19 protein-coding genes and 1 riboswitch are annotated in these 24012 nt (G+C 71.9%); of the genes, 10 read left to right on the forward strand and 9 right to left on the reverse strand.

Annotation, left to right across the window (positions count from 1 at the left end; all coding sequences use genetic code 11):
* Positions 1–103: 103 nt before the first annotated feature.
* The gene (locus ABZ027_RS15430) at positions 104–1234 is read right to left on the reverse strand and encodes an AAA family ATPase (protein ID WP_356768319.1); all 1131 of its coding nucleotides are present in this window, start codon (positions 1232–1234) and stop codon (positions 104–106) included.
* Positions 1235–1367: 133 nt separating this feature from the next.
* Between ABZ027_RS15430 and ABZ027_RS15435 the strand changes: the two genes are divergently transcribed.
* Complete coding sequence (locus tag ABZ027_RS15435) at positions 1368–2717, forward strand: SWIM zinc finger family protein (RefSeq protein ID WP_356768321.1); 1350 nt, start codon at positions 1368–1370, stop codon at positions 2715–2717.
* A gap of 147 nt (positions 2718–2864) precedes the next feature.
* A complete protein-coding gene (locus ABZ027_RS15440; RefSeq protein WP_356768323.1) occupies positions 2865–4511 on the forward strand; it encodes a DUF5691 domain-containing protein in 1647 nt (548 codons plus the stop codon).
* 128 nt (positions 4512–4639) lie between these two features.
* Here the strand turns inward: ABZ027_RS15440 and ABZ027_RS15445 are convergent, their stop codons facing one another.
* Positions 4640–5056, reverse strand: coding sequence for a cobalamin B12-binding domain-containing protein (locus ABZ027_RS15445; RefSeq protein ID WP_356768466.1), 417 nt, complete (start codon positions 5054–5056; stop codon positions 4640–4642).
* 437 nt (positions 5057–5493) lie between these two features.
* Between ABZ027_RS15445 and ABZ027_RS15450 the strand changes: the two genes are divergently transcribed.
* Together ABZ027_RS15450 and ABZ027_RS15455 are read left to right on the forward strand one after the other, a co-directional pair.
* Positions 5494–6360 (forward strand): alpha/beta fold hydrolase, encoded by an 867-nt coding sequence (locus ABZ027_RS15450; protein ID WP_356768325.1) that lies wholly within the window; start codon positions 5494–5496, stop codon positions 6358–6360.
* 251 nt (positions 6361–6611) lie between these two features.
* Positions 6612–8192 carry a M23 family metallopeptidase gene (locus ABZ027_RS15455; protein WP_356768327.1) on the forward strand — a complete coding sequence of 527 codons (1581 nt, stop codon included), beginning with the start codon at positions 6612–6614 and terminating at the stop codon, positions 8190–8192.
* Between the two features lie 86 nt (positions 8193–8278).
* Here the strand turns inward: ABZ027_RS15455 and pcrA are convergent, their stop codons facing one another.
* Positions 8279–10765: a DNA helicase PcrA gene (gene pcrA, locus ABZ027_RS15460; RefSeq protein ID WP_356768329.1), complete on the reverse strand. Its 2487-nt coding sequence runs from the start codon at positions 10763–10765 to the stop codon at positions 8279–8281.
* A 406-nt stretch (positions 10766–11171) separates the two neighbouring features.
* A riboswitch (cyclic di-AMP (ydaO/yuaA leader) is annotated at positions 11172–11340 on the forward strand.
* 7 nt (positions 11341–11347) lie between these two features.
* Between pcrA and ABZ027_RS15465 the strand changes: the two genes are divergently transcribed.
* Together ABZ027_RS15465 and ABZ027_RS15470 are read left to right on the forward strand one after the other, a co-directional pair.
* On the forward strand, positions 11348–12529 hold the full coding sequence (locus tag ABZ027_RS15465; RefSeq protein ID WP_356768331.1) for an NlpC/P60 family protein: 1182 nt from the start codon (positions 11348–11350) through the stop codon (positions 12527–12529).
* Positions 12530–12668: 139 nt separating this feature from the next.
* Positions 12669–13727: a tellurite resistance/C4-dicarboxylate transporter family protein gene (locus ABZ027_RS15470; protein WP_356768333.1), complete on the forward strand. Its 1059-nt coding sequence runs from the start codon at positions 12669–12671 to the stop codon at positions 13725–13727.
* On the opposite strand, the gene ABZ027_RS15475 is transcribed toward ABZ027_RS15470, so the two are convergent.
* Positions 13705–14058: a hypothetical protein gene (locus ABZ027_RS15475; RefSeq protein WP_356768335.1), complete on the reverse strand. Its 354-nt coding sequence runs from the start codon at positions 14056–14058 to the stop codon at positions 13705–13707. The two genes, ABZ027_RS15470 and ABZ027_RS15475, sit on opposite strands and share 23 nt — an antisense overlap.
* Before the next feature lie 452 nt (positions 14059–14510).
* Between ABZ027_RS15475 and ABZ027_RS15480 the strand changes: the two genes are divergently transcribed.
* Complete coding sequence (locus ABZ027_RS15480) at positions 14511–15578, forward strand: C40 family peptidase (protein WP_356768337.1); 1068 nt, start codon at positions 14511–14513, stop codon at positions 15576–15578.
* Between the two features lie 41 nt (positions 15579–15619).
* Here the strand turns inward: ABZ027_RS15480 and ABZ027_RS15485 are convergent, their stop codons facing one another.
* The 3 genes from ABZ027_RS15485 to ABZ027_RS15495 form a co-directional block, all read right to left on the reverse strand.
* Positions 15620–16867, reverse strand: coding sequence for a PP2C family protein-serine/threonine phosphatase (locus ABZ027_RS15485; RefSeq protein WP_356768339.1), 1248 nt, complete (start codon positions 16865–16867; stop codon positions 15620–15622).
* A 107-nt stretch (positions 16868–16974) separates the two neighbouring features.
* Entirely contained in the window at positions 16975–17721 is a 747-nt protein-coding gene (locus ABZ027_RS15490; protein ID WP_356768341.1) for a response regulator transcription factor, read from the reverse strand.
* A complete protein-coding gene (locus ABZ027_RS15495) occupies positions 17718–19007 on the reverse strand; it encodes a PspC domain-containing protein (RefSeq protein ID WP_356768343.1) in 1290 nt (429 codons plus the stop codon). The genes ABZ027_RS15490 and ABZ027_RS15495 overlap by 4 nt, the downstream gene beginning before the upstream one ends.
* 187 nt (positions 19008–19194) lie before the next feature.
* On the opposite strand from ABZ027_RS15495, the gene ABZ027_RS15500 reads away from it, so the two are divergent.
* Together ABZ027_RS15500 and ABZ027_RS15505 are read left to right on the forward strand one after the other, a co-directional pair.
* Positions 19195–20757, forward strand: a complete 1563-nt coding sequence (locus ABZ027_RS15500) for a PspC domain-containing protein (protein WP_356768345.1) — start codon at positions 19195–19197, stop codon at positions 20755–20757.
* Positions 20744–20986, forward strand: a complete 243-nt coding sequence (locus ABZ027_RS15505; RefSeq protein ID WP_356768347.1) for a hypothetical protein — start codon at positions 20744–20746, stop codon at positions 20984–20986. The genes ABZ027_RS15500 and ABZ027_RS15505 overlap by 14 nt, the downstream gene beginning before the upstream one ends.
* Before the next feature lie 30 nt (positions 20987–21016).
* Here ABZ027_RS15505 and ABZ027_RS15510 read toward each other — a convergent pair whose 3' ends face one another.
* Both ABZ027_RS15510 and ABZ027_RS15515 read right to left on the reverse strand, forming a co-directional pair.
* Positions 21017–21547 (reverse strand): DoxX family protein, encoded by a 531-nt coding sequence (locus ABZ027_RS15510; RefSeq protein WP_356768349.1) that lies wholly within the window; start codon positions 21545–21547, stop codon positions 21017–21019.
* Between the two features lie 120 nt (positions 21548–21667).
* Positions 21668–22966, reverse strand: coding sequence for a hypothetical protein (locus tag ABZ027_RS15515; RefSeq protein ID WP_356768351.1), 1299 nt, complete (start codon positions 22964–22966; stop codon positions 21668–21670).
* A 145-nt stretch (positions 22967–23111) separates the two neighbouring features.
* On the opposite strand from ABZ027_RS15515, the gene ABZ027_RS15520 reads away from it, so the two are divergent.
* Entirely contained in the window at positions 23112–24008 is an 897-nt protein-coding gene (locus tag ABZ027_RS15520) for a DUF4429 domain-containing protein (protein WP_356768353.1), read from the forward strand.
* The last annotated feature ends 4 nt before the right edge of the window (positions 24009–24012 follow it).

A 24012-nucleotide genomic window follows, 5' to 3' on the forward strand; every position in this document is an offset into this window, starting at 1 on the left:
CCCGGCGAGCCGACACTCGCGCCCGTGTCCACGCCCGCGATCGGCGCGCTGAACTCCCCACCAGCCGCCGGATTCCCGCGCGGCGGCACCCGCCCGGCTCCGTTCACACGCTCACCTCGCGGCACGCCCGGTAGAAGTCCGTCCAGCCGTCGCGTTCACGGACGACCGCCTCCAGGTACTCCTGCCACACGACCCGGTCGGCCGCCGGGTCACGGACGACCGCGCCGAGAATGCCCGCGGCGACATCGCCCGCCCGCAGCACACCGTCACCGAAGTGCGCCGCCAGCGCGAGGCCGCCTGTGACGACGGAGATCGCCTCCGCCGTCGACAGCGTGCCGCTGGGCGACTTCAGCTTGGTGCGGCCGTCGGAGGTGAGGCCGTCCCGCAGTTCACGGAAGACCGTCACCACGCGGCGGATCTCGTCGATGCCGTCCGGCGCGGCCGGCAGGTCGAGGGAGCGGCCGATCTGGTCGACTCGCCGCGAGACGATGTCGACCTCGGCCTCGACGCTCTCCGGCAGCGGCAGCACGACCGTGTTGAACCGGCGGCGCAGGGCACTGGACAGCTCGTTGACCCCACGGTCACGGTCGTTGGCGGTCGCGATCAGGTTGAAGCCGCCGACCGCCTGCACCTCCTGACCCAACTCCGGTATCGGCAGCGTCTTCTCCGACAGGATCGTGATCAGCGTGTCCTGTACGTCGGCCGGGATACGGGTCAGTTCCTCGACGCGGGCCGTCATCCCCTCGGCCATCGCCCGCATGACGGGGCTGGGGACCAGGGCGTCACGGCTGGGGCCGTGCGCGAGCAGCTGCGCGTAGTTCCAGCCGTAACGGATGGCCTCCTCCGGGGTCCCGGCCGTGCCCTGCACGAGCAGGGTGGAGTCGCCGCTGACCGCCGCGGCGAGGTGCTCGGACACCCAGGTCTTGGCTGTGCCGGGCACGCCGAGCAGGAGCAGGGCGCGATCGGTCGCGAGGGTGGTGACGGCGACCTCGACGAGGCGGCGCGGTCCGACGTACTTGGGCGTGATCACGGTGCCGTCGGGGAGAGTGCCACCGAGGAGATAGGTGGCGACGGCCCACGGCGACAGCTTCCAGCGCGCCGGGCGCGGGCGGTCGTCCTGCGCGGCGAGCGCGGCGAGTTCATCGGCGAAGGCGTCCTCGGCATGCGGACGCAACGCCTCGGTCGGTTCCTGCTCACGCACCTGGGCGGACGTCGGTTCTGCAGACACAGTCATGGCTGAGTCCCCCTCCAGCTCGGCCGGTTCGGATCTGGTGTCCACCGTGCACCACGCCACTGACAATGCGATCTGACCTGCGAAAACGCGCTCGCAAGGCCGATTGTCAGTGGTGGGATCTACCTTCGAAGACATGACTCAGCAGGGGGTGCGCTGGAGTGCGGACCAGGTGCTGTCACTGGCGCCTGACGCCGCATCACGCAAAGCGGGCAGCAAACTCGGCGCGGCCGGACCGTGGTCCGAGGCGGGCAGTTGTGGGGAGGGGACGGTGTGGGGGCTGTGCAAGGGCAGTGGCAGCAAGCCGTATCAGACGGTCGTGGACATCGCGGACGCGTCCGGACCGGCGTACAAGTGCAGTTGTCCGAGCCGCAAGTTCCCGTGCAAGCACGCGCTCGGGCTGCTCCTGCTCTGGTCGGGCGGGACCGACGCGGTGCCGGCCGGACAGCCGCCGGAGTGGGCCGGGGAGTGGTTGGAGGGGAGAAGGAAACGCGCGGCGGAGAAGCAGACGGCGGCCACCGGTGCCGCGCCCGGCTCCGCTGATCCCGAGGCGGCGCGACGCCGGGCGGAGCGCCGGGCCGAGCGGATCACCGCGGGTGCGACGGAGTTGGAGCAACGGCTGGTGGACCTGTTGCGCGGCGGCCTCGCGGGCGCGGAGCAGGCGGGGTACGGGCAGTGGGAGGAGACGGCGGCCCGGATGGTCGACGCCCAGGCCTCCGGTCTCGCCGCGCGGGTGCGGGAGTTGGGGGCGATCCCGTCGTCGGGGCCGGGCTGGCCGGTGCGCCTGCTGGAGGAATGCGCCCTCCTCCACCTCCTCGACCAGGGTTGGCTGCGTCGGGAGCGGCTGCCCGACGACCTGGCGGCGACGGTCCGCTCCCGGGTCGGCCTGCCCGCCTCGGCGGACGGCCCGCCGTTGCGCGACAGCTGGCTGGTCCTCGCCCAGTACGACACGGCAGACGCCCGGCTGACGACCCGTCGCATCTGGTTGTACGGCGCCACGTCCGGCCGTACGGCGCTGCTCCTGTCCTATGGTGCCGCGGGCCGCGCGCCGGAGCTCGCGCTGCCGATGGGGCTGGCGTTGGACGCCGAAGTGTCGGCGTATCCGGGTGCCGGACAACCACGGGCGGCCCTGGGCGAGCAGTTCGCCCCGCCCGCTCCCACGGCGGCCCGCCCGCCCGGGATGACACCGGCGCAGGCTGCCGCGCGCTACGGCGAGGCCCTGAGGGACGACCCGTGGCTGGACTCCGTACCGGTGACCCTGGACCGGGTCGTGCCGGCCCCGGACGGCGACTCCTGGCAGCTCGCGGACGCCGACGGGAAGACGGCGCTGCCGCTGACGTCCACCGCGCGGGCACGTCCGGGCCTGTGGCGGCTGGTCTCCCTGTCCGGTGGCGCCCCGGTCAAGGTCTTCGGCGAGTTCGGCCACCGCGGCTTCACCCCGCTCACGGCCTGGCCGGAGGCCGGCGGGGCGGTGTCCCTGTGCTGACAGGATCGCTGCCCCACCCGGGGCTCCGCCTCGTCCCCCGCCTGGTGTCCCGATCCGCCCCGCATGACTCCCGGCTCACCGGACACCCGCACCAGGTGACCCTTCAACCGCTCCCGGCATCCCAGTGAGTGGAACGGAAAGGAACACATGACCAGGACTTCCGCTCCTGTGGACGCTCCCGCCCCGGGCCTCTGGGAGGAACTCGTCACGGCGGCCCTGCTCGGGACGGAGCGGCGCACCCCACCGGGCTGTCCGCCCGGCCAGGACGCACCGCTCGCCCTGCTGGACGCGGCAGCCGCGGAGACCGTACGGCGACGGGCCGGCCTGCGGCCGGGGCGGGCGGCCGGCCTGCCGGAACCGGTGGCCGAGGACCCGCGTCCCCCGCTGCCGCCCGCGGCGGCCCGCAGACTGGCGATGCTGCTGGCCGACCGCCCCGGCACGGGCGGCGGTGGCCGTCGGGGTACGGCACCGGACCTGATGGAGTTGCTGCCGCAGTGGCTCGCGACCGCCAACGCCCGCGGTTTCGCCGCTCCCCCCGAGCAGCTGCCGGCCCTGCTGGACGCGGCTCGGGGGCGGACGGACCTGCGGCCGTCGGCGCTGAGGTTCGCGGGACCCCGCGCGGTGTGGCTCGCCCGGCTGAACCCCGACTGGCGGTTCGCCCTGCGGGCGACCCCGGGCGGCGGCACCACGCTGCCGCGCCCCGAGGACACCGCGAAGACCCGGCAGCTGTGGCAGGAGGGACTGTTCGCCGAGCGGGTCGCCCTGCTCTCCGCGATCCGTGCCCGTGAGCCGGCCGCCGCACGCGAACTGCTCGCGACGACCTGGGCGACGGAGCGGGCCGAGGACCGGCTGATGTTCCTCGACTCCCTGCGCACCGGTCTGGCGGCGGACGACGAGTCGTTCCTGGAGCAGGCGCTCACCGACCGCAGCCGCAACGTACGGGCGACGGCGGCGGAGTTGTTGTCGGCGCTGCCCGGTTCGGCCCTCGCCGCGCGGATGGCGGTGCGGGCCGGGGCCTGCGTGGCCGTCGACCACACCGGGGACACACCGACCCTTTCGGTCGAGGCGCCGCACGAGTGCGACGCGAGCATGGAGTGCGACGGTGTCGTACCCACGTCCCCCGCGGGGCGGGGGGAACGGTCCTGGTGGTTGGGCCAGCTGGTGGAGGCGGCACCGCTCGGAACCTGGCCGGGGCGGCTCGGGGGCCGTACGCCCCAGGAGATCGTGGCGCTCCCGGTGGCGGACGACTGGCAGGGCGAACTGCACGCGGCGTGGTGCCGGGCGGCGGTGCGGCAACGGGACGCCGGGTGGGCGCGGGCGCTGCTAGGGGAGCCCGCGGCACCCGAGGCCGGCGGCCCCGGGGCGGTGTCCCTGGCCGAGCGGGCCAAGCTGCTCGGCACGCTGGGCGCCGCTGAACGGGCCGACTGGGTGGCCGGGTTCATCTCGGCCCACGGGCTGTCCGAGGCGTTCCAGCTGCTCGGTGTGTGTGCGGTGCCGTGGGCCGCGCCGCTCGGCCGGGCTGTGGTCGACGCCCTCAACATCGCACGGGACGCGGGGAGTTACCCATGGAGTTTCAGCGGAGTGATGGGGCTGGCGGAACGCTGTCTCGACCCCTCCGAGGCGAGCCGCCTCGACGGGCTGGTGGCGGTGCCGGACGAGACGGAGGACGCGAGCCCGGGGGCCGGCGGGTACTGGGCGGAGGCGTTCCAGCGCCTGGTCACGACCTTGCGGCTGCGGGCGGCGATGCAGGAGGAACTGGGGGTGGTGCGCCCCGTCACCGCGTCCGGCGCTTGAGGACCGGGCCGGTCGGAGCTGAGAGCCGCCGCCCCTGCCCAGGCACAGGCACAGGCACAGGCACAGGCACAGGCGAGGCTCGTGGGAGCGACCGCCCCTGTCCACCGGCGCGCCCCGACGGACACTCCCTAGGCCTCCGCGGACTCCTGCACGTTCGCACGCACCCAGTCCACGATCGACGCCGTCGTCGCGCCCGGGGTGAAGATCTCCGCGACGCCCTTCTCCTTCAGCGGAGCGATGTCCGCCTCGGGGATGATTCCGCCGCCGAAGACCAGGATGTCCTGCGCGTCCCGCTCCTCGAGCAGGTCGATCACTGCGGCGAAGAGCGTGTTGTGGGCCCCGGACAGGATGGACAGGCCGATGGCGTCGGCGTCCTCCTGGATCGCGGTGTCGACGATCTGCTCGGGCGTCTGGTGGAGCCCGGTGTAGATGACCTCCATACCGGCGTCGCGCAGCGCCCGAGCGATCACCTTCGCCCCGCGATCATGGCCGTCGAGCCCCGGTTTGGCCACCACCACGCGGATCGGACCGGCTGCCACACCCATCACTGCCTCCATGAAGCGACTCCATCGATCCCTACCGAGATCCCTACCGATTCATCCATCCATACCGACAAGTACCGCACCAGCCGAGAAAGTGAACGAACGTTATCGCCGGTATCCCGCCGCCGACAGTTTCGCGAGGGGTACCGAAGGGGAAAATACAAGGTGGGACACGTTCGGGAGCCGCAACGAGGTCGCCTCACCGCCGCGGCGCGGACCGCGCGCCGCGGCGGTGAGGCGCATCGACGAGGGTACGAAGGGCACGCAGGGCAGGTAAGGCACGACACCCGGGAGCCTCCCCGCCGCACCGGCAGGGAGCCTCACCAGGCCGTCGGTCCGACCCGCCCCGCTCGCGCCCCGTCGAGGACCTCCGCCACGTCTCCCCACAAGGGCACACGGGGGACGGAGCAGTCCTCCCGCGCGCCGACAGGAGGTCGGCCATGAAGGTCACGAGGGCAGCGCTGCCCCTTCTTCCGCTCCAGCGGCTGCTTCCGAGCAGACTGGCGGCCCTCTCCCTGACCTTGCTGAAGGCGACAGCCCTGGAGATCGCGATCCTCGCGGGCCACCTCCTGCTCTACCCCTACGGCATCACACAGGAGCGCCGCGTCCCCGTGCCCCCCGTTCCCGTCCCGGAGGAGGGCGCAGCCCAGCTGCCCAGGCAGGCCAAGCCACCGGTCGTGCTGCTGCACGGCTTCATCGACAACCGCTCGGTGTTCGTCCTGCTGCGCCGCAGCCTCGCCCAGCACGGCAGGCAGCAGATCGAGTCGCTCAACTACTCGCCGCTGACCTGCGACATACGTACCGCGGCGACGCTGCTCGGGCGGCACATAGAGGAGATCTGCGAGCGCACGGGCAGCCAACAGGTCGATGTCGTCGGACACAGTCTGGGCGGACTGATCGCGCGCTACTACGTACAACGCCTCGGCGGTGACACTCGGGTGCGCACCCTCGTGACGCTCGGCACCCCGCACTCCGGCACCCGGGTGGCGCCGCTGGCGAACGCGCACCCGATCGTGCGACAGATGCGCCCCGGCTCGGAGCTGCTCGAAGAGCTGACCAGGCCCTCCCCCGGCTGCCGGACGCACTTCGTCAGCTTCTGGAGCGACCTGGACCATCTGATGGACCCGCTGGAGAACGCCTGTGTCGACCACCCCGACCTGACCGTGGACAACGTCCATGTGACCGGGATCGGGCATCTCGCCCTGCCGGTGCACCCCGCCGTCGCGGCCGGGATACGGCGGGTTCTGGACGCGGCCCGCCCGGGCGAGGAGACCGCCGCGCGCGCCGGCGGACTGACGGTCGCATAACCCGGCGCAAGGGAACGGACACGACTGCCCCAGTCGCCCCGCACGGCGGAAATCAGTCGCCCGACCACACATCAACGTCGAACAGGCTTCGAACACAAGGCCAAACCCGCGTCCGCAGTCCCCCGAAACACGGCCGATTGCCCGTTTCCTGCGCGCGCAAAACCCGTCGAAGATTGTCGTGCCCGCATACCGCCGGGTACAGTCGCCGCACTGCTCTGGCAGCCCCTGTTGTCGAGGCGAAAGAGAAGTTGGTGAACGACCGTCACCCGTCGGGGATCACAACCACCCCGGCTCCGGCTTCCGACGCCGCCTCCACGCACCACCCGTCCTACGGCGCCCAGGAAGCCCAGTACGGCGACTTCACCACGTACGGCGGCTATGACGCCACAGGTTTTGACGCCAATGGTTTCGACGCGACCGGTTTTGACGCCGGCGGCCACGCCACGACGACCTTCGCGTCCGACCCCCTCTTCGGCAGCCTTCCCGGCGACGCCAGCGGCTCGTACGACTCGTCGGCCTGGTCCACGGGTGGTCACCAGGCCCTGAACTACGACATATACGCGGCGCAGCACCACGCCTCCTACGACACCGGCGCGTACGACACCACCGGCTGGACCGGCGAGCCCCAGCAGCTCTCCGCGATCCCGACGCAGACCACCGGTCCCGACACCAGCGGCCAGTGGGACGCGAACGCCTGGCTCCAGCCCGACCAGTCCGGCGGCCCGGCCAACCAGACCCAGCAGTGGGAATGGGGCACCCAGGCCTTCGACACCGGGGCGTACGACGCCACGCAGTGGAACTCCGACGGCCCGCACGCCGCGACCGGCGCCGAGGAGTACGCACCGCAGGGCGAGTCCTTCGACCAGCAGGCGACGGCGACCTTCGAGCAGGTCACGTACGGTGAACAGGCCCCGGCCGAGGACGACTTCACCGACACCGGGGACCTGCCGGGCCGTTCGGAGATGTCGCCCGCGTCCGACGCCCTTCACTCCCCTCACTCCGCTGATTCCCCTGATTCCCCTCACGCCCCTCTCCTCGACGACCAGGAAGAGGCCGCCCCGGCCCCGTCGCCCCGCGCCGCCTCTCGCGGCGGGTCACGGTCCCGCCGCCGGATGCCCGCCAAGCGGTCCGCGCTGCTGACGGTGGCCGTGCCCTCGGCGTGCGTGATGGGTGTCGCCGGGATCGCCGCCGCCTCCGTCGGCACACTGACCGGCGGCGACCAGGAGGCGTCGGCGACCGCCTCGGACGTCACCGCCGTGAAACCGGCCGCCGCGAACAGCAAGCTGGACACCCAGCTGCGGACCCTCTCCGCCGAGGCGGACGACTTCAGCGACCGGGTCAGCCGCACGCAGGAACGTATCGACCTCAAGGCCCAGCAGGTGGCCCAGAAGAAGCAGGCGGCCGCGGAGGCGGCCCGCAAGGAGCGGCTGCGCCCCAAGTACGCGCTGCCGGTCGCCCAGCACGGGCTCAGCGCCTACTTCGGACAGTCCGGAATCAACTGGATGTCCGTGCACACCGGCATCGACTTCCCCGTCTCCTACGGCACGACCGTGATGGCCGCGACCGACGGCACCGTGCGGACGCAGTGGAACAGCGCGTACGGCAACATGCTGATCCTGACGGCGAAGGACGGCACCGAGACGTGGTACTGCCACCTCTCCAGCTACCGGGTCTCGTCCGGTACGACCGTGCAGGCCGGCGACCCGATCGCGTACTCCGGCAACTCCGGCAACTCGACCGGCCCGCACCTGCACTTCGAGGTACGGCCCGGTGGCGGCGCGGCGGTCGACCCCCTGCCGTGGCTGCGCAGCCACGGGATCAACCCGACGTAGGCACCCTCACGTAAGCACCACGGCTCCCCTGTGCCCTGGTGAGCCTCAGCCCCCGACCGTTGGATCGGGGGCTGACGGCGTGAGAGCTACAGCTTCTCCACCGGCGCATACCGCAGCAGCAGCCGCTTCGGCTTCTCCTCGCCGAAGTCGACCGTCGCCTCGGCGTTGCTGCCCGTGCCCTTGACGGCCACGACCGTTCCGAGCCCGAACTGGTCGTGGGTGACCCGGTCCCCGACCGCCAGCGCCACCACCGGTTTCTCCGAGCTCCGGCGGGTGGCGAAGCCGGACGCCCCGGACGCCGAGGAGCGGGAGCGGGACGACGACAGCGAGGCCGCCACCGCGGACACCGGGCCGGAGGACACCGGTGACGTGGCACCGGTCCGCTTCCAGTCGACGTGCTGCGGCGGGATCTCCTCCAGGAAACGGGAGGGCGGGTTGTACGACGGCTGCCCCCACGCGCTCCGCAACGACGACCGGGTCAGATACAGCCGTTCCCGGGCGCGGGTGATGCCGACGTACGCCAGGCGGCGCTCCTCCTCCAGTTCCTTGGTCTGGCCGAGGGCACGCATGTGCGGGAAGACGCCGTCCTCCATGCCGGTCAGGAACACGACCGGGAACTCCAGGCCCTTGGCGGTGTGCAGGGTCATCAGGGTGATGACTCCGGAGCCGTCCTCTTCCTCGTCGGGGATCTGGTCGGAGTCGGCGACCAGGGCCACCCGCTCCAGGAAGTCGGAGAGCGAACCGGACGCCTCCCCCTCCGCGGTCTCCTGCTCGAACTCCAGGGCCACGGCGGCGAGTTCCTGGAGGTTCTCGATCCGGGTCTCGTCCTGCGGGTCGGTGGAGGCCTGCAACTCGGCGAGGTAACCGGTGCGTTCGAGCACCGCCTCCAGGACGGTCGCCGGGCCCGCGCCGGAGTCGACGACGGTACGGAGGTCCTCCATCAGCGTGTTGAACCGCTTCACGGCGTTGGTGGAGCGCGCGGCCATGCCGTAGGCCTCGTCGACCCGCTTCAGTGCCTGCGGGAAGCTGATCTTCTCCCGCTGGGACAGGGCGTCGATCATCGCCTCGGCGCGGTCGCCGATGCCGCGCTTGGGCACGTTCAGGACCCGGCGCAGCGGTACCGAGTCCTCCGGGTTGGCGAGGACCCGCAGGTAGGCCAGGACGTCCCGGACCTCCTTGCGCTCGTAGAAGCGGACACCGCCGACGACCTTGTAGGGCAGGCCGACCCGGATGAAGATCTCCTCGAAGACACGGGACTGGGCGTTGGTCCGGTAGAAGACGGCGACGTCGCCGGCCTTCGCGTCGCCCGCGTCCGTGAGGCGGTCTATCTCGTCGGCGACGAACTGCGCCTCGTCGTGCTCGGTGTCGGCGACATAGCCGGTGATGCGCGCGCCGGCGCCCGCGTTGGTCCACAGGTTCTTGGGACGGCGGGACTCGTTGCGCTCGATGACCGCGTTGGCGGCGGTGAGGATCGTCTGCGTGGAGCGGTAGTTCTGCTCCAGCAGGATCGTCGTCGCGTCCGGGTAGTCCTCCTCGAACTGGAGGATGTTGCGGATGGTGGCGCCGCGGAACGCGTAGATCGACTGGTCGGCGTCACCCACCACGCACAGTTCGGCGGGCTGGAGGTCGTACTCGCTGGGCGGTACGTCCACCGGGTGCTCGGAGGTGCCGACGAGCTCCCGGACCAGGGAGTACTGGGCGTGGTTGGTGTCCTGGTACTCGTCGACGAGGACGTGCCGGAAGCGGCGGCGGTAGTGCTCGGCGACGTCCGGGAAGGCGCGCAGCAGGTTGACCGTCGTCATGATCAGGTCGTCGAAGTCGAGGGCGTTCGCCTCCCGCAGCCGCGACTGGTACATCGCGTAGGCCTGGGCGAGGGTCTTCTCGAAACCGTCGGCGGCCTGGGCGGCGAAGTCCTCCTCGTCGATCAGCTCGTTCTTCAGGTTCGAGATCTTGGCGCTGAAGGACTTCGGCGGGTAGCGCTTGGGGTCGAGGTCCAGGTCACGGCAGACCAGGGCCATCAGACGCTTGGAGTCGGCGGCGTCGTAGATCGAGAACGAGGACGTGAAGCCCAGCTTCTTCGACTCCCGGCGCAGGATGCGGACGCACGCGCTGTGGAAGGTCATCACCCACATCGCGTTCGCGCGCGGGCCGACGAGCTGCTCGACGCGCTCCTTCATCTCGCCGGCGGCCTTGTTGGTGAAGGTGATCGCGAGGATCTGGCCCGGATGCACGTTCCGCTCGCCGAGCAGGTACGCGATGCGGTGCGTGAGCACACGGGTCTTGCCCGAGCCGGCGCCGGCCACGATGAGCAGCGGGGTACCGGAGTGCACGACGGCCTCGCGCTGGTTCTCGTTCAGCCCCTCCAGGAGCGCGGCCGGGTCCACCGCCGGGCGCGGGGCGCCGTCGCGGTAGTGGGTGTCCCGGTCCGGCGGCACGTCGAACTTCCCGCCGAAGAGATCGTCCGGGACGGGCTCCGGTACGTGGTCGTCCTCGGGCGGCGGCGGGGGGCCCTCCTCGTGCCCGCGAGGGGCCTGGAGGTTCGCCAGGAAGCTGTCATCAAAGAGGCTGCTCATCGCACTCCGAGTCTAGGACCCCCCACTGACAGCCCGCCGCCACCCCGAGAACATCGCGGGAATCCAGCGGCGGGCACGGACGCCGAGGATCTTCCCCGCGGGCCACACCGCCCACCCCGCGGGACCCGCCCACCCTGCGGGTCCGCACCGTCACGGTCCGCGACCGATCAGGCAGAGAGGGCGAGAAATGCGCAAAAGTCACCACAGATCTTTCAGATCATCCAGAACGCGCAGATCACTGCAGATCACTACAGATCTCTCCGAATCCACCACAAACGGCGACGTCCTGACTGAAGGTCACGAAAATGTATCGGGCATATCGAACATCAACCTTCACAGCGGCCACACGAGTTGGCTACCGTGCCGGACAGGCCGTACGACCCCCACCGGCGAACCTCGCCGGGCCGCGCGGCCTCCGCCGAATCCGCAGCGCCGCCGCGCGACCGGAACCGGGGACCCACCGAACTTGGGGTGAATCGGCCCGACTCCCAGTGGGACAAGGCCGTAGGGCAACCCTTCCGCAGCTCCCGCCCGAACCCGACAGCTAACTCGGTAGGCGGAACGTGGAAGGAGTCGCCTCCCTTGGCGTCGCACCGCAAGTCGCGTCCCCCGAGTACGCGCGTAGCAGGCATACGGACCCCCGCCCTCGCCACGGCGGCCCTCACCTCCGTCGCCCTGCTGTCCCAGTCGGCGCAGGCCGCGCCCGTAGACGACAAACCCAGCCTCGAAGAGGTCGAACAGAAGGTCGACGACCTGTACCGCCAGGCGGAGTCGGCGACCGACAACTACAACGCGGCCAAGGAGAAGACGGGCAAGCAGCGCAAACGCGTCGACACCCTCCTCGAAGACGTCGCCCAGCGCACCCAGAAGCTCAACGAGGCGCGGGAGGAGCTGGGTTCCTTCGCCGCCGCCCAGTACCGCACCGGCGCCTCCGCACCCGACACCGCGACCTTCCTGCTCGCGGACTCCCCGCAGGACTACTTCGACCAGACCCAGCTGATGGGCCGGCTGACCAGTCGCGAGAAGGGCGCGGTCGACGACTACGTCACCGAGCAGTCCGCGACGATGAAGAAGCGCCGGGAGGCCACGGAGAGCCTTCAGGAGCTCACCCAGTCGCAAGGCGACCTGAAGACGGCCAAGTCGACCGTCCAGAAGAAGCTCGCCGACGCCCGCACCCTGCTGTCGCAGCTGACCGCCGAGGAGAAGGCGCGGCTCGCCGCGATCGAGGAGAGGAAACAGCAGGAGGCGGAGCGCAAGGCCGCCGAGCTGGCACAACAGCAGGCCGCTGCGGAGCAGAAGGCCCGGGAGGCGGCGGCCCAGCAGCAGGACAGCGGCTCCTCGACGGGTTCCTCGTCCGCGTCCCCGTCCGCCCCGTCGTCCGAGGCCGCGCCCGACGCCACGTACGCCACCAAGGCCGAGAAGGCGCTCGCCTTCGCCCGCGCCCAGATCGGCAAGCCGTACGTCTGGGGCGCCACCGGCCCCGGCTCCTACGACTGCTCCGGCCTCACCCAGGCCGCCTGGAAGGCCGCCGGGGTCACCCTCCCGCGCACCACCTACGACCAGGTGAACGCGGGCACCACGGTCTCCCTCTCCGCCGCCCAACCCGGTGACCTGGTGTTCTTCTACGACGACATCAGCCACGTCGGCATGTACATCGGCAACGGCATGATGATCCACGCCCCGAAGCCGGGCGCGTACGTCCGCGAGGAGTCGATCTACTACGACGGCGAGTCGGCGATCCACAGCGTGGTACGACCGGCCTGACCGCCCCCACCAGGAGCCACCCTCGGACTGGGCCACCCCGACGCGGGGTGGCCCTCCGTGTGCTGCGCCCGCGCGTTTTCCCCACGCCCGCGTGCGCGCCCCGCTCGCGACGGGCGTCGCGCTTCCTAGCATCGGCCCCATGGCCGGCCCCTCCCCCAGCGCCTCCTCCAGCCCCTCACCCGCCTCCCCCTCCCCTCGCTTCACCCGCTCCCCTCGTGCCCTCCTCCGCGCCTGGTGGACGCGGCGCTCCCCGGCGGCTGGAGCCGCCGTCATGGCGACCGGCATCCTGTCGGTCGGACTGCACCTGGCGGGTCACGAGGCGCTCTCCCGGATCACCCTGGCCCTGGCCTGCGTCGGCTGGCTGGGGCTGGCCGCGCACTTCGTCGTGGGGCTGCTGCGGGAGCGGACCGGCTGGGTGGCCGAGGCCGGGACGCCGGGCGCACTGACCTCGGTCGCCGCCACCACCGTGCTGGGCACCCGGTTCTCGGACCTCGGCCGGCAGCTCCTCGCCGAGGCGCTGCTGGCGCTGGCGGCGCTGCTGTGGCCGATGCTGCTCGTCCTCGTCGTACGGCACTGGCGGCGGCGGATGCCCGGGGCGGTGTTGCTGAGCTGCGTGGCCACGCAGGGGCTCGCGGTGCTCGGCGCGACGCTCGCCGCGGCCGAGACGGCGGCCTGGCTCGCGCACACCGCGCTCGTGCTGTTCTGGCTGGGGCTGGTCGTGTACGGCCTCGCCCTCGCCCACTTCGACCTGCGGCAGGTGATCGAGGGGCGGGGCGACCAGTGGGTCGCGGGCGGGGCGCTGGCCATCTCGGCGCTCGCCGGGGCGAAGCTGCTGGCCGCCGACAGTGCCCGGCTGAACCTGTGGAACGACGACGACAGCGGTGTCCTACGCGCGGTGACGGTCGCCCTGCTGGTGCTCGACCTGGCCTGGTACGCCGTGCTGCTCGTGGCGGAGGTGGGGTGGCCGCGGCCGCGCTACGACGTGCGGCGCTGGGCGACCGTGTTCCCGATGGGTATGACCGCGGCGGCGGCGCTGTCCGTCGCCGACGCCTCCGCCGCCGACGTTCCATCGTTCGAGACGCCCGGAGAGGTGCTGCTGTGGATCACGGTCGCGGTCTGGGCCGTCGTCGCGGCGGGCGCGGTGCGGTCGGCCTACGCCGCCGACCGCCCGGCGATCACGTCCACAGCACCGCGATGAAGATGTTCGCCGTGGTCAGCGCGCCCACCAGGCCGAACATGCTCCTGTCCACCCGCTCGTCGTCCCGCTTCACATAGACGAGCCCGAGGATCACGATCAGCAGGGCCAGCTTCACGCCTATCTTGATGTTGTTGACGTGCTGGTCGTCGGCCTGGTTGAGGCCGACCAGGATGGCGCCGGTGACCAGCATCGTCAGGGCGCCGTGCAGCATCGCCGGGACGAAGCGGGCGGTGCCCTGGCCCATCGCCTTCATCTGGGTGAGGAAGCCGCCGAGCAGCGAGGCGATGCCGATGATGTGCAGGCCGACGAAGAGATGGATGAGTACGTCCATGAGGCCGGAGCCTAATCAGGGGTGCGGGAGGCACCTGACACCGGCCCTCCCCACCGCACCGGATCTCGCGGGTACGCGGCCCATAGCACCTGGCGACTCCCCCGGGCCGCTGATTTCCCCACCTCGGTCATCGCTCTGCGTGAAGTGGACGGCGTCCATCCCGCATCACGCTCACATACGGTCACCAGACGGTCCGCTCGCGGCACTTCCGTACATCCCGTCACCGTCCCGTCACGATCAGGTTTAGCGTCCACCTCCAGGTGACCGGCTCCCCACCGCCGCCCGGGCCAGGGGCGGCAGTCGGCCACCACCGCCGAGAAGGTCCGGCGGCGGTCCGCTTCCCCTGTGCGGGGTGCCGCCGGACGCGTAGATCCGCCCCCGGGCGGCCGTACGTCCGCTCCGCTTGGCGTTCGTACGGATGAGGCGGTCGTACGAAAGGACGTGCAGTCCAGTTGGCAGCGCACCGCAAGCCCCGGCAGCGTTCGGTCGGCGGCACCACCGCCCGCACGGCGGCGACGATCGCCCTCGCGGGCGCGGCGACGGCGACAGGTTTCGACGGGACCGGACACGCCGAGCCGCAGCTGACACCCGCGCAGGTCAAGGCGAAGGTGGACAGGCTGTACCAGGAGGCGGAGGTCGCGACGGAGAAGTACAACGGCGCCAAGGAGAAGGCGGACAGCGCGGAGCAGCACCTCTCGACGCTGCGGGACGAGGCGGCACGCCGGACGGAGAAGCTGAACTCGGCGCGGGAGTCGCTGGGTTCGGTGGCCAGGGCGCAGTACCGTGACGGCGGCCTGGATCCCGCGCTGCAGCTCGCGCTGTCCGGCGATCCCGACCAGTACCTGGACGGCGCCGAGTTCGTCGAGCGGGCCGGCAGCCGACAGGCCACGTCCGTCGCCACCGTCCGCGGACAGCTGCGGGAGATCGAGCGGTTACGTGGGGCCGCGCACATCGAGCTGACCTCGCTGAAGTCCCGGCAGGCGGAGCTGAAGCGGCACAAGGACACGGTCAACGGGAAGCTGGCCGCGGCCCGACGGCTGCTGTCCACTCTGCCCACCGCGGAACGGGCCCGGTACGGGGAGGGCGGCGACGCGACCCGCGCGGCACGGTCCGCCGTCGCCACACGGGAACGCCTGGCGGCGACCGGGACGGCCACCTCCGAGGCACCCAACTCCCGTGCCGCGGCCGCCGTCTCCTTCGCCTACTCCAAGCTGGGCAGCCCCTACGTCTGGGGCGCGACGGGCCCATCCGCCTTCGACTGCTCCGGCCTCATCCTCGCCGCGTACCGTTCCGCGGGCGTCTCCCTGCCCCGCACGACCTACGCCCAGATCGGCGCCGGCCAGCGCGTCTCCCGCTCCGAACTACGCCCGGGCGACCTGGTGTTCTTCTACTCCGGCATCAGCCACGTCGGCCTCTACGTGGGCAACGGCCAGATGATCCACGCCCCGAACCCGTCGGCCCCGGTACGCGTGGCACCGATCGACGAGATGCCGTTCGCGGGGGCGACGCGGGTGGGGTGAGGTGGCAGGCGTGTTCACGAACCGCCGCACAGGGAGTGCTCCTAGAGTTCGAGCTCGGCGAGGTGGTCTGCTGCGCGGCCGAGCCATTGGACAAGGAACAGGGTGGCGTCGTCACTGCTCACGCCGCCCCGGGCGTGTTGCAGGGCGGTGGCGAGCCTGCGGACGGTCTGAATGACACCCTTGCTGGAGTGCCCCACCTGCTCGATCGCCTCGATCAGGCGGGCTTCATGGAACTCCTGCCCGGTGGGCCCTCGTTCCTCGATGACGCCATCGGTGAAGAACAACACCTGATCCTGCGGGCGGAGTTGAGCCGTGGCGGCCTCGGGGGCGGGCAGACCGAAGCCCATGGGCAGCCTGTCCGCGCTCTCCAGCCGGTCGATGACACGGTGCCCCCGGATCAGCAGCGGCGCCGGATGCCCGGCGTTCACCCACTGGAGGTGGCCCGTGGAGACGTCCAGGCGCATCATCTGAGCGGTCACGAACTGTTCCAGCCCGAACGTGCCGTCGATGCTCCGGTCCATCAGTCCGTACAGCTCGCGGAGCCCGACGTCCATGCGCCGGCCCCGGCGATGGGCTCCCAGGGCGAGGGTCGCCAGCAGCGCGGCTTCCAGTCCGTGCCCCATCGCGTCGATGATCGCCATGTGCAGGATGTCGTCGTTGAGGGCGTAGTCCAGGCCGTCGCCCGCCACCTCATAGGCCGGCTCCAGGGCAGCCGCGAGCGACACCTGCGGCGTGTGCATCGCCAACGGGGGAAGTTGCGCGTACTGGATCTCCGCGGCCAGGCTCAGCGGCCGGCCCTGGCGTCGTGCCATGAAGAACTGGTCCGTGTAGCGGCTCTTGGAGATCAGCATCTCCGCGATCAGGGCCGCGAGTCGCCGCAGGAGCCGACGGTCGTCGTCGTCCAGGGTGTCCAGAGTGATGGACAGTACGCCGACCTCGTCAGCACCGTTCACCAGCGGCACATGAGCGCGCACTCCGTCGCCCTGCACCTCCTCCACCATGCGCCTGCCGAGGAACGCGTACCCCTCCGGTGAGCCGTCGAGGGCGATCGGCGCACCCACCGTGAGGCCCCGGCCCGGCAGCGGCACCAGCGTGATCAGCGCGTAGTCCTGGAGGTGGATCGAAACGTCGCGGCCTCCGATCCTGGCGACCTCTTCCGCCACCAGCGGAGCGATGAGCTGCGGCGGCAGCTCGTGGGACCGGTCCAGCAGCTGCCCGAGCAGCCGCTCACCGAACCCTTCGGAGCGATCCTCAGGAATCCGGCCGGGGCCGTGCCGGCGCTCATCCACTGGCCCGCCACCTTCCCCTCGCGGATCAACGCTCCTGGCTCAACCTTCGCCCCCGACGATCACGGCGGCCCCCGGAGCTGGGCCACGGGGGTGAAGGTCCCAGCCGGTCACACCAGCCGGCGCGCCGTGGCCCACCGCGTCAGCTCGTGCCGGTTCGACAACTGGAGCTTGCGCAGCACCGCCGACACGTGGGACTCGACCGTCTTGACGGAGATGAACAGCTGCTTGGCGATCTCCTTGTAGGCGTAGCCGCGGGCGATCAGCCGCAGCACCTCGCGTTCGCGCTGGGTGAGGCGGTCGAGGTCCTCGTCGACGGGCGGGGCGTCGGTGGAGGCGAACGCGTCGAGGACGAAGCCGGCCAGCCGTGGGGAGAAGACCGCGTCGCCCTCCTGGACGCGGAAGACGGAGTTGACCAGGTCCGTGCCGGTGATCGTCTTGGTGACGTATCCCCGGGCGCCGCCGCGGATCACGCCGATCACGTCCTCCGCCGCGTCCGAGACGGACAGTGCCAGGAAGCGGACGGGCTGCTCGGCGTCGGCCATCAACGGGGCGCAGCGGCGCAGGACCTCGACGCCGCCGCCGCCCGGCAGGTGGACGTCGAGGAGGACCACCTCGGGGCGGGTCGCGGTGATGACCGTGACCGCCTGGTCGACGTCCGCGGCCTCGCCGACGACCTCGACGCCGGTCTCCTCGGTCCGGCCGATCTCGGCCTGGACGCCCGTCCGGAACATGCGGTGGTCGTCGACGAGGACCACGCGCACGTGCCGCGCGTCCACGCCCGCGCCGGAGCCTGTCGCGGACGCGGTCGCCTCCGCCGCTCCCGCCGTGCCGTTCTCCTCGGTCGGGTCGCTCATGACGTCTCCGCCCTCTCCATCTCCAGCTCGACCTCCGTGCCGCCGTCCGGTACCGCGCGCAGTCGCGCCGTGCCCCCGTTGCGCTCCATGCGGCCGATGATCGATTCTCTGACGCCCATACGGTCGGCGGGTATCGAGTCGAGGTCGAAGCCGGGGCCCCGGTCGCGGACGGACACGAAGACCGTCCTTCCCTCGACTTCGGCGAAGACCTGGACGGCGCCGCCCTCGCCACCGTACTTCGCCGCGTTCACCATAGCTTCGCGTGCGGCCTGCATCTGCGCCCCGGTTCTGTCGTCGAGGGGGCAGTCGCCGACGACCACGACCTCGATGGGGACGCCGTGCTTGTCCTCGACCTCCGCCGCGTTGCGCCGCACCGCGTCGGCGAGGGTGGTGGGCTCGTCGGCCTCGTCCTTGCCGGTGCCCTCGGGTTTGTAGAGCCAGGTGCGCAGGTCGCGCTCCTGGGCGCGGGCCAGGCGCCGCACCTCGCCCGCGTTCTCCGCGTTGCGCTGGATCAGGGTCAGGGTGTGCAGCACCGAGTCGTGGACGTGCGCGGCCACCTCGGCGCGTTCCTGGGCGCGGATGCGCATCAGGCGCTCCTCGGAGAGGTCCTGGGTCATGCGCACCAGGTACGGGCCGGCCAGCAGCGTGATGCCGACGAGGACCGCGAGGGCCGCCTGGAGGACCGAGTCGAGGTGGGCGGCGGAGCCCTGCAGGACGAAGATGCCGGAGGCCCCGGCGGTGACGAGCAGGACACCGGCGCCCGCGCGCAGCAGGGTGAGCGTGCGCCGACGGCGGCCGACCTCTGCCCAGCGGGCCCGTCGGGCGTTGTCCGCCTGCCGCCAGACGAGGGCGACGCCCGCGCCGACCAGGACCATCGGCCACAGATACGCCTTCGCGCCGTTGCCGAGATTCACGTTGCCCACGAAGACCATGGCCACCACGACCATGAGGAGCAGGGCCACGATCTGGCCCTTGTCCGGTCGGCGGGCGACGAGTCTGCGGCGGCCGTCCGAGAGGGTCTCGGTGGTGACCAGGGACGGCGGCTTCTGCCCTGCGACGCCGCCGACGCCGAGGGGTACGAAGAACCAGAACGCGGCGTACAGCAGGGCCCCGAGGCCGTCCGCCATGAACAGGCCGACGAAGACCAGCCGCACCCAGATCACGGGCAGCCCGAGGTGACCGGCGAGCCCCCGCGCCACGCCACCGAGCCAGCGTCCGTCGCTGCTGCGGTAGAGCTTGCGCGGCGGCCGCGGTTCGACGAGGGGCGCTGCTGCGGCTTCCGGCATGGCAACGATGGTCACACGACGGGAGGGCCGGGGCATCAGGGTTGTCCCCCGAGACGCCCCTGATCTTCGACGGCTCCGCCGGGCGGGCCGTCGAACGCCTCCCGGGCATCGACTCAGGGGCGATATCAGGGTCCGGCCAGGGTCGTACCGACTGCCGCGGCGGGGGCTCGCCCGTCACCATGGACACATGACAGAGCACCAGCACGCCGCGGACTCCGTGCCTGACGAGGGCACCGCGTCCGACGCCGATCCCGCAGCCGCCGCGGAACAGGCCCCGCGCGCGCACGGGCAGGCGGGCGCGCCGGCGGAGCGCGGTGCGGGCGGCCGGGCGGACGGGGCCGGCGGGGCGGGTCCGGCCGGGGAGGCGAGCGTGACCGACGGGACAGCGGCGACCGGCGCACGGGACGCGAGCGCCGAGCCGGGTAGGGCCGGGCCGTTCGACGCGGAGGGCACTCCCGGCGCCCCCGTCCCTCCCGAGCTTCCCCGCAGGTTCCGGCGCGACCGGCGGCACAAGATGCTCGCCGGGGTCTGCTCCGGGCTCGGACGGCAGTGCGACATGGATCCGGTGATCTTCCGGATCACCCTCGCGGTGCTCTCCGTCGCCGGCGGCATCGGCCTCCTCTTCTACGGCTTCGCGTGGCTCTTCGTCCCGTTCGACGACGATGACGAGAACGAGGTCCACAAGCTCCTCACCGGCCGCGTCGACGGCCAGGCACTGACGGCCGTACTGTTCGCGCTGGTCGGGTGCGGGGTGTTCCTGACGCTGCTGAACAACGGCAGTGTGCTGACCTTCGCCGTCATCGTCTCGCTGCTGCTCGCCGGTGCCGGCTACTGGTCCCGGCACCGCGGCGCTCCCGACACGGACCCGCTGGCCGCGCAGGCCGTCGCCGACGCCCCGCCGGAGGCCCAGGCGCCGCCGGTGCCCGCCGCCTACCCGTCCTGGTGGCGGGACCCCATCGTCAAGGACGGCACCCATGTGGGCGGCACGGGCTATCTGTGGGGTCCGGGAGACTCCCAGGACCGGGACATCGCCGCGGCCGTCAACATCAGCCTCGGCACCGCGCGGGCCGACGGCCAGGACATACGCACCCCGCCCACGCGCTCGGCCGAACCGCGCGGTCGCCGCGGGATCGGCGGCTGGGTCTTCCTCCTCGCCCTCCTCGCGGCCGGGCTCGGCACCGGGACGACCTGGGAGGAACAGCCGCTCGGCACCAGCCTGCAGACCGGCCTGGCCTGCGCGCTCGCCGTGCTCGGCCTCGGTATCGCGGTCAGCGCCTTCCTGGGGCGGACGGGCGCGGGGTCGGTCTTCGTGGCGATCGTCACGGCTGCCCTGCTGGCGGGCTCGGCCGCGCTGCCCAAGAACATCGGCACCGAGTGGATGCGCACCACGTGGCGGCCCGCCGCGGCGGCCGACCTGCAGCGGAAGTACGACCTGGGCACCGGCGTCGGGACCCTGGACCTGACGCGGCTGCGGCTCGCCCAGGGACGGACGGCGGAGTCGGAGGTCGAGGTGGGTGTGGGCCAGGTGCGGGTGATCGTGCCCCCGGACATGACAGTGAGGCTGCACATCGACGTGGGAGTGGGTGACATCCAGTTGCCGGGCGAGAAGCAGAAGGACGTGGACGTGGCGCCGGGCAAGTACAAGCAGCTGACCCTGAGACCGGCCCCCGGCGTCCAGAGCACCGGCACGATCGACCTCGACCTCCAGGTGGGCGTGGGACAGGCGGAGGTGAGCCGTGCAGCGTCATGAGTTCCAGCCCGGAAGGCTGGTCGCCGGATCCTTCCTGACCCTCGCGGGCGTCATCTACGCGGGAGACGCCGGCGGCCTCTGGGACACGCCCTGGTTCGTCGTGATCCCGCTGGTGCTGGGCGGCCTCTTCCTGGCGGGCGCGGTCGGGTCCCTGACCCGGACCCTGCGCAGACGCCGGGGAGCGGGCCGTACCGAACCCGCCGGGACACCGACGGACACCGCGCACTGACCCGCCCCACGACAACCACAACGGCTACGGCTACCGGAAGGCGCCCGACTGCTGTCGTCGCCGGGAGCGGAGGGCCGCGTCCAGGGACAGCACGGAGGCTCCTGCCAGCACCAGGGGGATCCAGGCCATGAGGTAGGCGAGGTCATTTCCGTAGTAGTACGGGTCGGAGCCCCAGCTCACGGTCAGCCACAGGCTGAGCGAGATCAGCGCGCCGCCGAGCGCGGCCAGCCGGGTGAGCAGACCGAACAGGGCACCGAGGCCGACGGCGATCTCGCCGAACGCGATGGCGTAGCCGAAGCCGACGGGGTTCTTCAGGGCCAGGTCGACCAGGGCCGGGATGGCGGAGGAGTCGCGGACGGTACGCATCAGGTCGCCGATGGAACCGGAACCGGAATCCTTCAGGAAGGCGCTGTCGGTGAGTTTGTCCAGCCCGGCGTAGACGAAGGTCACGCCGAGGAAGACCCGGAGGGGAAGCAGGGCGTAACGGGTGGCGGTGTCCCGCCAGTCGCGGCCGCCGTCGAGGTAGGGGGAGTGCGTGTCCGTCCGCATGCCGTGAGTCATCGCTCCAAGCCGCCTCTCGCCTGCCGTGAAGTGACTCCTTGAAGGACGATACGTACGACAGGGGGAGTCACACTCAATCCTGTCCTGACCCAGTTTCTCCGATATGGGCGGACCCGGCGGCTACTCGGTCACCTGGATCTCGTACCGGTTGGTCTCCACTCCCGCCGCGGTGACGACCTGGACGGCCACCCGGCCCGGCTCCACATCCGCCGGCACCGGCACCGTGAGCACCGCGTCCGTCGGGTTGCTGAAGCCTCCGGTGACCGGTACGAGGGGGACGCGGACGTTGACCGCGCCGATCCGGACGACCATGCGGGACAACCGGTCGGCGTGCTGGCCGCCCGGGGGGACGAATCCGGCGCCGCGGATCTCGACGTCGTCGCCGGTGCGGATCGGGCCGTCCAGGTCGCCGGCCTCCCGGGCCCGTACCACGGACAGGATCACCGGGCGGCCGCCCTCCGCGTACTTCCCGGCGAGGTAGGTCCCGGCCGACACCAGCACCAGCACCGCCAGTCCCCAGGGCAGGTCCGGCAGTTGATCGGGGCGCCGGGCGAGCCGTACCGCCGCGAACAGCAGACCCACCGTGCTGATGACGACGTACTGGATGTCGGCGAAGGAACCCCGGCGCGCGTCGTCCGTCAGCAGGTCGGCCGCGCTCGGCCGGTCGGCGCGTACCTTCTGCAGCCGTTGCCCGAGGACCCGCAGGCCGACCACACGCCGCACCAGCACGGCGATGCCGCACACCACGGCGAGCACGGTCACCACGCCCGTGCCACGGGCGAGTTCGAGGCCCGAGACCAGCGTCTCGCGTTCCGCGGGGTCGGAGGCGGCGGCCAGCCGGGCCACCAGTACGAGGACGGCGTAGGCGACGAAGAGCACCCACCCGACCGCCACCGCACGGGAGGTGGACAGGCGGTTGTCCTCGCCGATCACCGGGGCCAGCGCGCCGCCGCGGGTGCGGTGGAACCAGGAGGCGGCGGTCAGGGCCCCGGCCACCAGGAAGGCGGAGACGAGTCCGGCGGTGCGCGCGGTCGTCCAGCCCGCGCCGATCGCGGTCAGCGCCTGCACCAGGAGCAGCAGGACGACCAGCGCCCACACCACGACGGCGGTTCGGCGCCAGAGCAGGGCCAGCCAGGCCTCACCCTCGGCCCGGCCGCGTTCGGCGACGAGTTCCGCGGACTGGGTCAGCTCCTCCGAGACCCACTGCCGGGAGGCGGAGGCCGAGTGGGCGACGCCGGCCGGCAGCCCCTCCCCCACCGCGAACCCGTCCCGTTTCAGCAGGAACGCGGCGACCGCCCGCCGGTGTCCGGCGCGTGCCCCGTGCGGACAGTCCCCGCAGGTACAACCGCCTCCGTGTCCACCGTGGGCGCCTGTCCGCGCGCCCCCTGCCGCGCCCTGTCTGGCCTCCTGCACCGCCACGTCCGACGCCCGCCTTCCCAGCCCCGCAACTCCCCTACGACGACAGCGAATTGTGCCCTACCCCTGGCCGTCCGAGGTCGCCCGCTGTGGTCAGCGCGGGGTGAAGGGCGGGCCGGTGTGTTGACCCGGCTGCGAGAATTTCCGCATGGCCGAGATCATCCAGCGCGACGGGACCTGGGCCTTCGACGGCAGCACGGTCCGGATCACGCCGGGTCTGCACCGCTCCGTGCCGCTGTTCCGGCAGACGTACGGGGAGATCGCCGTGCCGCTGGAGGCCGTCGCGGGCGTCGTCTTCGAACCCGAACGCAAGCGTGGGCGGCTGCGTATGCGGCTGCGTGAGGGCGCCGACCCACTGCTCCAGGCGACCGGCGGACGGCTGCCCGATCCGGCCGACCCGTACCGGCTGCTGGTGGACGTCGACCGGTCCGGTGTCGCCGAGTACGTGGCGGAGGAGATCCGCCACTGCCTCCTGCTGGACCAGGTCCCGCCCGAACCGGCCGAGGCCTATCTCCTGCCCGGGCCGCCGGTCCCGGTCTCGGTGCGCTCCTCGGACGGCACGGTCTCCTTCGACGGCACCCAGGTGCGCATCGACTGGTCCGACACCTCCGACCGGGTCAAGCGGGCCACCGGCCCACGGGTCATCGGCATCGGGGACGTCCGCCGGGTCGAGTGGCTGCCCAACTCCGGTTACGAGGACGGCTTCCTGCGCTTCGCGACCCGCGAGACCGCGATGTCCGAGCTGCCGCCCGAGAAGGACCCGTACGCCCTGGACCTGTGGGGCAGCGCCCGCCGTGACCTGCTCACGGCGATCGTCGCCGCCGCCGTCACGGCCAGGCTGCCGCACCCCTCGGCCCCCACCCACGTCGAGGACGAGGAGCGGCGGGACGCCCCGCCCCGGCCGGCGGCGGGCGACCCGCCCCCGGCCGACCATCACGACGTACTCCTGCGACGCCTGCGGGAGTTGGGCGAGCTGCACCGAGACGGGGTGCTCACGGACGAGGAGTTCGCGATGACGAAGGCCGCGGTGCTGCGCGGGTTCTGACGCG

It is taken from the genome of Streptomyces sp. NPDC006332 (genome assembly GCF_040612855.1).
Lineage (GTDB): Bacteria > Actinomycetota > Actinomycetes > Streptomycetales > Streptomycetaceae > Streptomyces.